Source organism: Streptacidiphilus sp. MAP12-16 (assembly GCF_041262165.1).
Taxonomy (GTDB): Bacteria; Actinomycetota; Actinomycetes; order Streptomycetales; family Streptomycetaceae; genus Streptacidiphilus.
The window spans coordinates 85,932-98,585 of sequence record NZ_JBGCBY010000022.1; the positions used below are offsets into that span (position 1 = coordinate 85,932).

Genomic DNA, 12,654 nt, shown 5'->3' on the forward strand with positions numbered 1-12,654 from the left:
ATCCGAGGCCTGACAAGGCCTGAACCGAGGCCTGAGCCGACGGCTGACCGAGCCCCCGCCCTGATCCGGCGGGGGCTCCGTCGAGCCGGGTCCGACCCGAGGTCCAACCCGGGGTCCGACCCGAGGTCCGACCCGGGTCCGACCCGAGGTCCGACCCGAGGTCCGACCCGGGTCCGACCCGAGGTCCGACCCGAGGTCCGACCCGGAGTCCGACCCTGGCCGGACCCGGTCCGACCCGCGAGCCCGGCGGTGGGAGAGCCGATCGGCCTTCCGTAGACTGAAGCCGTGAGCGACGCATCCCGCAGCACCCCGCAGCCCGACCCCTCCGCCGCCGAAGACCCCGCGGCCGCGATGCGTGCCGTCGAGGTCGAGCTGACCTCGCGCTGGCCGGAGACCAAGCTCGAGCCGTCGCTCGACCGGATCGCCGCACTGATGGACATCCTGGGCCAGCCCCAGCGTGCCTACCCGGCGATCCACATCACCGGTACCAACGGCAAGACCAGCACCGCCCGCATGATCGAGCAGCTGCTGCGCCACTTCGAGCTGCGCACGGGCCGCTACACCAGCCCGCACGTGGAGTCGGTGACCGAGCGGATCAGTCTGGACGGGGAGCCGATCAGCCGGGAGCTCTTCGTCGAGACCTACCGCGACATCGAGCCCTACATCGCGATGGTGGACGCGGCGCAGCCGATCCGGCTGTCCTTCTTCGAGATCCTCACCGGCATGGCCTACGCCGCCTTCGCCGAAGCCCCGGTTGACGTGGCCATCGTCGAGGTCGGTATGGGCGGCTCCTGGGACGCCACCAACGTCATCGACGCCCCCGTCGCGGTGATCACTCCGATCTCCCTGGACCACACTGACAAGCTCGGTGACACGCCCGGCAAGATCGCCACCGAGAAGTCGGGGATCATCAAGAAGGGCAGCCTGGCGATCGTCGCCCAGCAGCCCTTGGACGCGGCCGAGGTGATCCTGCGTCACGCCGCGGAGCACGACGCCGTCGTGGCCCGCGAGGGCATGGAGTTCGGAGTGGTCCACCGCGACATGGCGATCGGCGGTCAGTTGCTGACCCTGCGCGGCGTCTCCGGGCAGGAGTACGACGAGGTGTTCATCCCGCTGCACGGCGCCCATCAGGCGCAGAACGCCGCGCTGGCGCTGGCCGCCGTCGAGGGCTTCTTCGGTGTCGGCATCGCGCGCGAGCAGCCGCTGGACATCGACAAGGTGCGGGCCGCCTTCTCCGGGGTCAGCTCGCCCGGCCGCCTCGAGGTGATCCGCCGCAGCCCGACGATCGTGCTGGACGCCGCGCACAACCCGTCCGGGGCGCGAGCGACCGCCGACGCCATCAGCGAGTCCTTTGGGTTCAGCCGGCTTGTCGGGGTGATTGGAACCAGTGGCGACAAGGACTCCTCAGGGCTGCTCGAAGCCCTGGAACCGGTCCTCGCCGAGGTCGTGATCACCAAGAACTCCACCCAGCGCGCCACGGACATCGACCGTCTCGCCGAGGAGGCCGTGGAGATCTTCGGGGCGGACCGGGTCCTGGTCGAACCCCGTCTGGACGACGCGATCGACGCGGCCGTGTCCCTCGCCGAGGAGGTCGGCGACCTGGGCGGCTCCGGCGTCCTGATCACCGGCTCCATCATCACCGTGGGCGAGGCCCGCATCCTGCTCAGCCCCCGCTGACCTGCCGAACTGCCTGCCCGAAAGGCCCGCCGCCGTGCGTACGCTCTGCTCGACCACGCTGATTGCCGAGGCGATGGTGATCGGCTTCGCCGCTCTCGTCGCGATGCACCTGTCCAATGTCGGCTCGGCCACGCTGTGGACGGTCTCCGGGGTCGCCATGGCTCTGTGCGTGCTGCTCTGCGGAGTGATCACCAGGCCGGGTGCGGTCGCGGTCGGCTGGGTGCTCCAGCTGGCGCTGATCGCGAGTGGTGCAGTGGTAGGGATGATGTATGGGCTCGGTGTGATCTTTGCGGTGTTGTGGTGGGCGTCTGTCCACTACGGCCGCAAAATTGACATCATCAAGGCGGCGCGCGCGCAGGCGGCCTGACGTTCGAGCGCCTGTATCAATTCAGGTAGGCTCGGCTTCAATCATCCTGACGTCGCACCATCGCACCGTTCGTAGCATTCGCAGCATCGCCTCGTGCCGTTCCACCACCCGCAGTGCTCGACCTCCCCGGAGCCGTTCCATGCCCCAGCGCACCCTTGTCCTCCTGAAGCCCGACGCGACCCGACGGGGACTCATCGGCGAGATCGTCAGCCGGATCGAGCGCAAGGCCGACTGGTCCATCACCGCGATGGAGCTGCGCACCCTGGACACGGCCACGCTGGAGCAGCACTACGGCGAGCACCTCGGCAAGCCGTTCTATGAGCCGCTGATGGAGTTCATGTCCTCGGGCCCGGTGGTGGCGCTGATCGTCGAGGGTGAGAGCGTGGTCGAGGGCGTCCGCGCGCTGGCCGGGAAGACCAACCCGCTGGAGGCCGGCCCCGGCACCATCCGCGGTGACTTCGCGACCATCACCCGCGAGAACCTGATCCACGCCTCCGACTCGGAGACCTCGGCCGAGCGCGAGATCAAGATCTTCTTTCCCGGTCACGCCTGAGTCGATCCGACTCCGAGGTTGACTCCAAGGTCGCCGAGACCGTGCTCGTTTGACCGAGTGTCGAACGGGTAGGCGGCCTACCGGAACGTAGGATTCCGGGGAACCGGGCGCTCGACACAAGCGTCCCAATAGCGGGAAATGTGATCGTCTGCACTGACAATGGCGGAGGGCCTGCGGTCACCCTGAGTGCGCGCATGGCTACCATGGTGGCGGTTCCCAGTCCGTTCCTGAGGCACTGTCACCACCGGCGCACTCCCTGGACTTCCGCCGACCTCCACCCTCGACCCCGGGAAGGCCTCACATACCCATGGCGAACAGCATGTCGTTCATCGGTCGTGACATGGCAGTCGACCTCGGCACCGCCAACACGCTCGTGTACGTCAGGGGTCGCGGGATCGTGCTCAACGAGCCGTCAGTGGTCGCTGTGAACACCAACACCGGCGGCATCCTGGCGGTCGGCTCCGAGGCGAAGAAGATGATCGGGCGCACGCCCGGCAACATCGTCGCCATCCGGCCGCTCAAGGACGGCGTGATCGCCGACTTCGAGATCACCGAGCGGATGCTCCGCTACTTCATCCTGAAGATCCACCGCCGCCGCTACCTGGCCCGCCCGCGCGTCGTGGTCTGCGTCCCCAGCGGCATCACCGGGGTGGAGCGGCGCGCCGTGATCGAGGCGTCGGCCCAGGCCGGCGCACGCCAGGTGCACATCATCGAGGAGCCGATGGCTGCCGCGATCGGCGCGGGCCTGCCCGTGCACGAGCCCACCGGCAACATGGTCGTGGACATCGGCGGGGGCACCACCGAGGTCGCCGTGATCTCGCTCGGCGGCATCGTCACGGCGCAGTCCATCAGGGTCGCGGGCGACGAGCTCGACAACGCGATCATCCAGCACATCAAGAAGGAGTACTCGCTCCTCCTCGGTGAGCGCAGCGCCGAGAACATCAAGATGACCATCGGCTCCGCCTACCCCGTCGACGGGGACAAGGAGGAGCACAGCGAGATCCGCGGCAGGGACCTCGTCAGCGGCCTGCCGAAGACCGTGGTGATCTCCGCCGCCGAGGTGCGCCAGGCCATCGAGGAGCCGGTCAACTCCATTATCGACGCTGTCAAGACGACCCTGGACCAGTGCCCGCCGGAACTCGCCGGTGACATCATGGACCGCGGCATCGTTCTCACAGGGGGCGGCGCACTTCTGCGCGGCCTGGACGAGCGGCTGCGGCGCGAGACCGGAATGCCGGTCCACATCGCGGAGAACCCGCTGGACTCGGTCGCCCAGGGCGCCGGCAAGTGCGTCGAGGAGTTCGAGGCACTGCAGCAGGTGCTGGACTCCCAGCCCCGTCGCTGACGCTGACCCCGAATCAGCCATACCGGCCACCTACCTGAAGGGCTCAGCCGAGGACCGTGAGGGACACACGAGAAAGCCGGCTCCTGCTGGTCCTGCTGGTCGCCGTCGCGTTCGCGCTGATCACCGTGGACATCCACGGCGGTGACGCCTCGCCGCTGAACGGGCCGAGGAACGTCGCCGCCTCGGTCTTCGGGCCGGTCGAGAGCGGCGTGTCCGGCATGGTCAACCCGGTCGCCGACGCCATGCGCTCACTGCGTGACTCCGGCACCCGGGGCGACCAGATCCGGACCCTGGAGCAGCAGAACGCCCAGCTCAAGCAGCAGCTCTCCAGCTCCGACCTGGCCCGGGGCCGGGACACCGAACTGACCAGGCTGCTGGGCACCGCCGGGTCCGGCCAGTACACCGTGAAGGCCGCGCAGGTCGTCGCCATAGGCCCAGCCCAGGGCTTCTCCTGGACCGTCACCATCGACATCGGCAGCAACGACGGCATCCAGCGCGACATGACCGTCATCGACGGCGACGGCCTGGTCGGCCGGATCACCACGGTCGGCCCCACCACCTCCACCGTGCTGCTCGCCAGCGACCCCGGCTTCTCGGTCGGTACCCGGATGGAGGGCAGCGGCGAAGTGGGTTTCGCCACCGGGCAGGGCGCCGCGCCGATGCGGGTGGAACTGCTCAACGGCCAGGCCCAGGTGAAGCCGGGAGACCGGCTGGTCACCTTCGGCTCGCAGAACGAGCGCCCGTTCGTGCCGGGCGTGCCGGTCGGCACCGTCACCAAGGTCGAACACACCCCCGGGCAGCTGACCCGCACCGTGCTGGTCCAACCCTTCGTCAGCTTCACCAGGCTGGACCTGGTCGGCGTGGTGGTCCAGCCGCCCGCCGCCGACCCCCGGTACTCGGTGCTGCCGCCCAAGCCCACGGCGCCCCCGGCGCCTGCCGCGCCCGGACCCACGACACCCGCGGCACCCGGCTCCACACCTGCCTCCACACCTGCCCCCACACCTGGTACGGGAAAGGCCCATTGACATGTGGCTGCACCGCATCCTGCTCACGGCGGTCCTCGTCGTCATCGCCCTGGTGGTCCAGGTCAGCATCTTCGCCCGGCTCGGCCTGCCAGGGGCGGTACCCGACCTGATGCTGCTCGTCGTGATAGGGCTCGCCCTGGTGTACGGGCCGACCGGCGGCTGCCTGGTCGGCTTCGGGGCCGGACTGCTCGCCGACCTCGCCCCGCCCTCCGACCACGCGGTGGGCCGCTTCGCGCTGGTCCTCTGCGTCCTCGGCTATGCGGCCGGGCTGCTCCGACCGGAGAACGGCCAGATCCGCTCGGTGGTGACGCCGCTGCTCGTCGTCGCCGGAGCGGCCTTCACCGCGACGATGTTGTACGCGGGCGTGGGCGCGCTGGTCGGCGACACCGCAGCCCGGCACGTCGGCATCGGCAGTCTGCTGCTGACCGCGGTGATCTACGACGTGCTGCTCGCGCCGTTCGTGGTACCCGGGGTGATGGCGCTGGCGAGACGCTCCGTCGTCGAGTCGGTCAGCAGCGGCGGCGGTACCGGGGGCGGCGGTCAGCGCAGGCCGTCCCGTACCGGACTCAACCGCAAGGGCTCCATGTTCGGCGGGGGAGGCAGCCGGACCGGCGGGATCGCCGGGCTCGGCACGGTCCCCGGATTCGGCAACGGCACCGGGACCGGCGGGGCCAAGTCCGGCAGCGCCAAGTCCGGTGGTCTCAAGTCCGGTGGCGTCAAGGCGAGCAGCCGCAGCGCCGACAACTGACCCCCAGGGGCGGGAAGCGATAACCATGACCCACATCCCACCGTCTTCGGGAGTGCAGCAGACCGGCCGCACCAGCCGGGTGACCGGGCGGTTGCTGATCCTCCAGGTCCTCGTGCTGTCGCTGCTGGCGACCCTGGGCGGGCGGCTCTGGTACCTGCAGATCCGCACCGGGCAGCAGTACGTGCAGCAGGCATCGTCCAACCACATCCGCACGGTCATGGTCCCCGCAGTGCGCGGCCAGATTCTCGACGCCAACGGCAAGGCCCTCGCCAGCAACTCCACCCAGCTCGTCGTCTCGGTCAGCCGCACCGCGCTGCTGCAGCAGAAGGACGGTGGCAAGGCCGTGCTCGGCCGGCTCGCCGAGGTCCTCGGGATGGCGCCGCAGGAGGTCCACGACAAGGTCCGGCTGTGCGACGCCAAGACGCCCCAGCCCTGCTGGAACGGCTCCCCGTACCAGCCGATCCCGGTCACGGACAAGGCGACCCCGCAGCAGGCCCTGCAGATCATGGAGCGCCGCGAGGACTTCCCCGGCGTCGCCGCCGACCCCACCGCGGTGCGGGACTACCCGGCGCCCAACGGCGCCAACGCCGCGCAGGTCCTCGGCTATCTGTCGCCGGTCACCCAGGACGAGATCAACGCCTCCACCGGGGCCGACGGCAAGGCCGGCTTCGCCGCCGCCGACCAGATCGGCCGCTCCGGCCTGGAGTCGGTGTACGACAGCGCGCTGCGCGGCAAGCCCGGCACCACCGACCTGGAGGTCGACAACCTCGGCCGGGTCATCGGCACCGCCGGAGGCAGCGCGGCGTCCCCCGGCGACGATGTCGTGACCAGCATCGACTCCAGGATCCAGGCCATCGCGGAGCAGCAGCTGCAGCAGGCGCTGGTCACCCTGCGCGGCACCTACGACAAGGTCACCCAGGAGAACTTCAAGGCGGACTCGGGTGCCGTGGTCGTCATGGACGTCCACACCGGCCGAGTGGTCGCGATGGCCAGCGCCCCCACGTTCAACCCCAACGTGTGGACCGGCGGCATCTCGGCCAAGGACTACGCGGCACTGACCAGTACCTCCTCCGACTTCCCGCTGCTGAACCGGGCCATACAGGGTCAGAGCGCGCCCGGCTCGACCTTCAAGGTGGTCACCACCTCCGGGGCGATCAACGCCGGCTACGGCTACGACGACACCTTCCCCTGCACCTCCTCGATGACCATCGGCGGCCGGGTGTTCAAGAACTTCGAGGGCGAGAACTTCGGCGCCATCAACCTGTCCAAGGCGCTGGAGGTGTCCTGCGACACCGTCTTCTACAACATCGCCTACCAGCAGTGGCTGAAGGACGGCGGAAACAAGCCCAAGAACCCCGGCGACTGGCTGTTCAAGGCCGCGCACCAGTTCGGGCTCGGCCAGAAGACCGGAATCGACCTGCCCAGCGAGGTCACCGGCCGGGTCCCGGACCGCACCTGGCACCAGAAGTACTACGACGCGATGAAGGACACCTGGTGCAAGCAGGCGGCCAGCGGCAAGAACGACTACGCCACCGCCATCGCCAAGGAGGACTGCGTCGACTTCGCGACCCTGCGCGCGGGTGACGAGGTCAACTACGCCATCGGGCAGGGCGACACCCTGGTCACCCCGATCCAGATGGCCCGGATCTACTCGGCCCTCGCCAACGGCGGCACCCTGTACCAGCCGCAGCTGGCCAAGGCCGTGGTCTCGCCCACCGGCACGGTCGTCAAGAACCTCCCGCCGATCGTCCAGGGCAAGCTCCCGGACACCCAGCGGACGCTGCAGTACATCGACGCGGCCACCGCGAACGTCGTCACCAGCGGTACGGCGGCGTGGAAGTTCCAGGGCTGGCCGCAGGACAAGATCGCGCTGCACGCCAAGACCGGTACCGCCGAGGTCGTCGGCAAGCAGACCACGTCCTGGTTCGACACGTACACCAAGGACTACGCCATCGTGATGACCATCGCGCAGGGCGGCACCGGCTCCGGCGGCTCCGGCCCGGCCGTCCGCAACATCTACAACGCCCTGTACGGCATCCAGCCGGACGGCTCCATCGACCCCAAGAAGGCGCTGCTGCCCGTCCCGCAGAAGAACCTGCCGGCCTTCGACGCCAACGGCAGCGTGGCCCAGCAGGCCGCCTTCACCATCGACCGCCCTGTCGACCGGCCGTCGCCGCTACCGCTGTCCGGCGGCCCCCTCGCCGTCACCGCCCTCGCCCCCGAGCGGAGGGCGGGCTCATGGGAGGCATGACCACCAGTTACCGCACGCCTCGCTACGCCCCCCGCCGCGGCGCGATCGGGCGACTGGTCGCCCGCGAGTCGCCACTGCGGCGGATGGACCTGCCCCTGTTCCTCGCGGCCACCGCGCTCTCCGGCATCGGCTCGCTGCTGGTGTGGTCCGCGACCCGCAGCCGTACCGAGATCAACCACGGCGACCCGCAGTACTTCCTGGTCCGCCACCTGGTGAACCTGGCGATCGGCATCGGCCTGTGCGTGGTGATAGTGCTGCTCGGCCACCACCGGCTGCGCACGGCAGCGCCGTTCCTCTACGGCCTCGCCGTTCTCGGCGTCCTCGCCGTGCTCAGCCCGCTGGGCTCGACGGTCAACGGCGCGCACTCGTGGATCGTCCTCGGCGGCGGCTTCTCCGTGCAGCCCTCCGAGTTCTGCAAGATCGCGATCATCCTGGGCATGGCGACCCTGCTCTCGGCCCGCGTGGACGCGGGGGAGCGGCCGTACCCGGACGGGCGGGCGATAGTGCAGTCACTCACCCTGGCGGCGGTGCCGATCGGCGTCATCCTGCTGATGCCCGACCTGGGCTCCACCATGGTGATGGTCGTGATCATCCTGGGCGTCCTGCTCGCCTCGGGCGCGCCCAGGCGCTGGCTGTTCGGCCTGATCGCCGTCGGCAGCGCCGGGGCCGTCGCGGTGGTCCAACTGCACCTGCTCAAGCAGTACCAGATCGCCCGCTTCGCGGCCTTCGCCAACCCCGCCCTCGACCCCGCGGGTGTCGGGTACAACACCGCGCAGGCCCGGATCGCCATCGGCTCGGGCGGCCTGCTGGGCAAGGGCCTGTTCCACGGCACGCAGACCACCGGGCAGTTCGTTCCCGAGCAGCAGACCGACTTCGTCTTCACGGTCGCGGGGGAGGAACTGGGCTTTGTCGGCGCCGGGCTGATCATCCTGCTGCTCGGCGTGATCCTCTGGCGGGCCTGCCGGATCGCCCGCCAGGCCGGAGACCTCTACAGCACCGTCGTCGCCGCCGGAGTCGTGACCTGGTTCGGCTTCCAGGGCTTCGAGAACATCGGCATGACGCTGGGCATCATGCCCGTCGCGGGCATCCCGCTGCCGTTCGTCAGCTACGGCGGCTCCTCGATGTTCGCCATCTGGGTCGGCATCGGGCTGCTCCAGTCCGTCAAGATGCAGCGCGCCATAGCGGCCTGAGGTCTGCGGCAGCAGCCTGTTCCGGTAGACCCGGCCGATGCCGCTGCACGCGGCCCAGCAGGTTCGGCTGCGACATCAGCTGGTAGAGGTACGGGCTGACGAAGCCGGGCCGCAGGCCGCTGCTCGCGGCGATCGCGGCCAGCAGGCCCGCGTACAGCGGAACGACCGCGCCGGGGTTCTGCCGCAGGCCAGGACGTACGGGGCGGAGGCGGGGAAGTCGCAGTGCGCCTGGCGGATCCGATGCTGCCTGGAGGCCCATCTGCGCGGGGGCAACGCTTCCGAGGCGCTGCGCCACTACGAGTCCTACCGGCGGCTGCTCGAGGGCGAGCTCGGCCTGGAGCCCTCACCGCTGCTGCGTCGGCTCCTGCTGCTCTGCACGCGTGCGTCGTGACGCGTCCGGCGTCGCCGCCGTGGCGCGTTATCCTGAATGGTCACCCCTGCGTCCACACGAAAGTCCTCCTCTATGTCGTCTGTCGAGTCGGTCTTCCCGCGCCTGGAGGCCCTCCTCCCGCACGTCCAGAAGCCGATCCAGTACGTCGGTGGCGAGCTGAACTCCACCGTCAAGGACTGGGACTCCTGTGACGTTCGCTGGGCCCTGATGTACCCCGACGCCTACGAGGTGGGGCTGCCCAACCAGGGCGTCATGATCCTCTACGAGGTGCTCAACGAGCGCGAGGGCGTGCTCGCCGAGCGCACCTACAGCGTCTGGCCGGACCTGGAGGCGCTGATGCGCGAGCACCGGGTTCCGCAGTTCACCGTGGACGCGCACCGCCCGGTGAAGGCCTTCGACGTGTTCGGCCTGAGCTTCTCCACCGAGCTCGGCTACACCAACATGCTCACCGCCCTGGATCTCGCGGGCATCCCGCTGGAGGCCGCGGACCGCACCATCGACGACCCGATCGTGCTGGCCGGCGGCCACGCCGCGTTCAACCCGGAGCCGATCGCCGACTTCCTGGACGCGGCCGTGGTCGGCGACGGCGAGCAGGCGGTACTGGACATCACCGAGGTCATCCGCGCCTGGAAGGCCGAGGGCCGCCCCGGCGCCGACGGCCGCAGCCCGCGCGACGAACTGCTGTTCCGCCTGGCGCGGACCGGCGGGGTGTACGTCCCCAAGTTCTACGACGTCGAGTACCTTCCCGACGGCCGGATCGGTCGGGTTGTCCCCACCATCTCCGGCGTGCCGTGGCGGGTGTCCAAGCACACCGTGATGGACTTGGACGAGTGGCCCTACCCGAAGCAGCCGCTGGTTCCGCTTGCGGAGACCGTCCACGAACGCATGTCCGTGGAGATCTTCCGCGGCTGTACTCGCGGCTGCCGTTTCTGCCAGGCCGGCATGATCACGCGCCCCGTGCGGGAGCGAAGCATCACCGGCATCGGCGAGATGGTGGAGCGGGGCCTCAAGGCGACGGGCTTCGAGGAGGTGGGGCTGCTCTCGCTGTCCTCTGCCGACCACACCGAGATCGCGGACATCGCCAAGGGCCTGGCCGACCGGTACGAGGAGGACAAGGTCGGCCTGTCCCTTCCCTCCACCCGGGTCGACGCCTTCAACATCGACCTGGCGAACGAGCTCACCCGCAACGGGCGGCGCTCCGGCCTCACCTTCGCCCCCGAGGGCGGGAGCGAGCGCATCCGCAAGGTGATCAACAAGATGGTGTCCGAGGAGGACCTCATCCGCACCGTCGCCGCCGCCTACGGCAACGGCTGGCGCCAGGTGAAGCTGTACTTCATGGTCGGCCTCCCGACCGAGACCGACGAGGACGTGCTGCAGATCGCCGAGATGGCGAAGAACGTCATCCAGAAGGGCCGTGAGGTCACCGGCCAGAACGACATCCGCTGCACCGTCTCCATCGGCGGCTTCGTTCCCAAGCCGCACACGCCGTTCCAGTGGGCCCCGCAGCTCGGCGTTGCGGAGACCGACGCCCGGCTGCTGAAACTGCGCGACGCCATCCGGAACGACAGGAAGTACGGCCGCAACATCGGCTACCGCTACCACGACGGCAAGCCCGGCATCGTCGAGGGCCTGCTCTCGCGTGGTGACCGGCGCGTGGGCAAGGTCATCCGCGCCGTGTACGAGGACGGCGGCCGCTTCGACGGCTGGCGCGAGCACTTCTCGTACGAGCGCTGGATGCGCGCCGCCGAGAAGGGCTTCGCCGGGACCGGCGTCGACGTCGCCTGGTACACCACTCGCGAACGCCAGTACGAGGAGGTCCTGCCCTGGGACCACCTCGACTCGGGGCTGGACAAGGACTGGCTGTGGGAGGACTGGCAGGACTCGCTGGAGGAGGTCGAGGTGGACGACTGCCGCTGGACCCCCTGCTTTGACTGCGGTGTGTGCCCGCAGCTGGACACCAGCATCCAGATCGGTCCCACCGGCGCGAAGCTGCTCCCGCTCACCGTGGTCAAGTGAGCTGACTGCTCGTCACCCGAGAGGCCCCGCCGGTCCGGCTGTCCGGACCGCAGGGCCTCTCCGCGAAGGTCCCCGACGGCGTGGCGGAGTCTCGGAACGCATCGCGTGATTCGGGCCCACCGGGCCCGCGTACCCTGGTAGGCGCACAACCTGTCCCTTCTGCCTAAGGACTGAGCGCCCTGGCACGCCGCACGCCCGACGGTCCGCCGCCCGCACCGGTGGTGCAGCGCATCCGACTGCGCTACACCAAGCGCGGCCGTCTGCGCTTCACCAGCCACCGCGACTTCCAGCGGGCTCTGGAGCGCGCACTCCGCCGCTCCGCCGTCCCCATGGCGTACTCCGCGGGCTTCTCCCCGCACCCCAGGATCAGCTTCGCCAACGCCGCACCCACCGGCTCGGCGAGCGAGGCGGAGTACGTGGAGCTGGCGCTGAGCGACCACCGCGACCCCGAGGTCCTGCGGGCGCAGCTCGACGAGTCGCTGCCCGTCGGCTTGGACGTGGTCGACGCGGTCGAGGTCCGTACGCCCAACTTCGTGGAGCGGCTCGAGGCGTCCGTCTGGGAGCTCCGGCTCGACGGCGTGGAGCCGTCCGTGGTCCGGGCCGCGGTCGCGTCCTTCCTCGCCGCTTCGAGCGTCGAGGTGCAGCGCCAGACCAAGAACGGCATCCGCACGTTCGACGCGCGCGGCGCAGTGGTCATCTTGGAACTCGTCGAGTCGCAGGTCGGCGCAGGTGCCGAGGAGTATGTTGAAAGTAGTACCGATATCGCCGCAGGCCGCGGCTGTGCGATACTGCGGCTGGTTGTTCGGCACGCAACACCCGCCGTGCGACCCGATGACGTCCTGTCCGGTCTTCGTGTGACGGCCGACCTCGCGCTGCCGGTCCCCGCTGGGGTGACCAGGCTGGCGCAGGGGCCGCTCGACGAGGAGTCCGGTGCGGTGACCGACCCGTTCGCGCCCGACCGTGGCGCGGCACCGGCCCTCCCATCCGAGGCGGCCGAGCCGCAGCCCGCGTAGGCAGCGGCGGCCGGTCAGGCCCGCGCCCTGCACCACTGGTGCATCGCGGCTCGTCATCGGCGGATCGAACCGCGCTTT

11 protein-coding genes are annotated in these 12,654 nt (G+C 69.8%); all 11 read left to right on the top strand.

Annotated elements, in window-relative coordinates:
• Positions 1-285: 285 nt before the first annotated feature.
• Positions 286-1,677 carry a folylpolyglutamate synthase/dihydrofolate synthase family protein gene (locus ABIA33_RS26470; protein ID WP_370085032.1) on the top strand — a complete coding sequence of 464 codons (1,392 nt, stop codon included), beginning with the start codon at positions 286-288 and terminating at the stop codon, positions 1,675-1,677.
• A 34-nt stretch (positions 1,678-1,711) separates the two neighbouring features.
• A complete protein-coding gene (locus ABIA33_RS26475) occupies positions 1,712-2,044 on the top strand; it encodes a DUF4233 domain-containing protein (protein ID WP_370085034.1) in 333 nt (110 codons plus the stop codon).
• A gap of 139 nt (positions 2,045-2,183) precedes the next feature.
• On the top strand, positions 2,184-2,597 hold the full coding sequence (gene ndk, locus ABIA33_RS26480; RefSeq protein ID WP_370085036.1) for a nucleoside-diphosphate kinase: 414 nt from the start codon (positions 2,184-2,186) through the stop codon (positions 2,595-2,597).
• Positions 2,598-2,916: 319 nt separating this feature from the next.
• Positions 2,917-3,942, top strand: a complete 1,026-nt coding sequence (locus ABIA33_RS26485; RefSeq protein ID WP_370085098.1) for a rod shape-determining protein — start codon at positions 2,917-2,919, stop codon at positions 3,940-3,942.
• 56 nt (positions 3,943-3,998) lie between these two features.
• The gene (mreC, locus tag ABIA33_RS26490) at positions 3,999-4,967 is read left to right on the top strand and encodes a rod shape-determining protein MreC (protein ID WP_370085038.1); all 969 of its coding nucleotides are present in this window, start codon (positions 3,999-4,001) and stop codon (positions 4,965-4,967) included.
• 1 nt (position 4,968) lies between these two features.
• Positions 4,969-5,715: a rod shape-determining protein MreD gene (gene mreD / locus ABIA33_RS26495; protein ID WP_370085040.1), complete on the top strand. Its 747-nt coding sequence runs from the start codon at positions 4,969-4,971 to the stop codon at positions 5,713-5,715.
• 25 nt (positions 5,716-5,740) lie between these two features.
• A complete protein-coding gene (gene mrdA / locus ABIA33_RS26500) occupies positions 5,741-7,966 on the top strand; it encodes a penicillin-binding protein 2 (protein WP_370085042.1) in 2,226 nt (741 codons plus the stop codon).
• A complete protein-coding gene (gene rodA / locus ABIA33_RS26505) occupies positions 7,963-9,156 on the top strand; it encodes a rod shape-determining protein RodA (protein ID WP_370085044.1) in 1,194 nt (397 codons plus the stop codon). The genes mrdA and rodA overlap by 4 nt, the downstream gene beginning before the upstream one ends.
• A 37-nt stretch (positions 9,157-9,193) precedes the next feature.
• Positions 9,194-9,547, top strand: coding sequence for a BTAD domain-containing putative transcriptional regulator (locus ABIA33_RS26510; protein ID WP_370085045.1), 354 nt, complete (start codon positions 9,194-9,196; stop codon positions 9,545-9,547).
• A gap of 72 nt (positions 9,548-9,619) precedes the next feature.
• Positions 9,620-11,563 carry a TIGR03960 family B12-binding radical SAM protein gene (locus ABIA33_RS26515; protein WP_370085047.1) on the top strand — a complete coding sequence of 648 codons (1,944 nt, stop codon included), beginning with the start codon at positions 9,620-9,622 and terminating at the stop codon, positions 11,561-11,563.
• Positions 11,564-11,784: 221 nt separating this feature from the next.
• Entirely contained in the window at positions 11,785-12,576 is a 792-nt protein-coding gene (locus ABIA33_RS26520; RefSeq protein ID WP_370085099.1) for a TIGR03936 family radical SAM-associated protein, read from the top strand.
• The last annotated feature ends 78 nt before the right edge of the window (positions 12,577-12,654 follow it).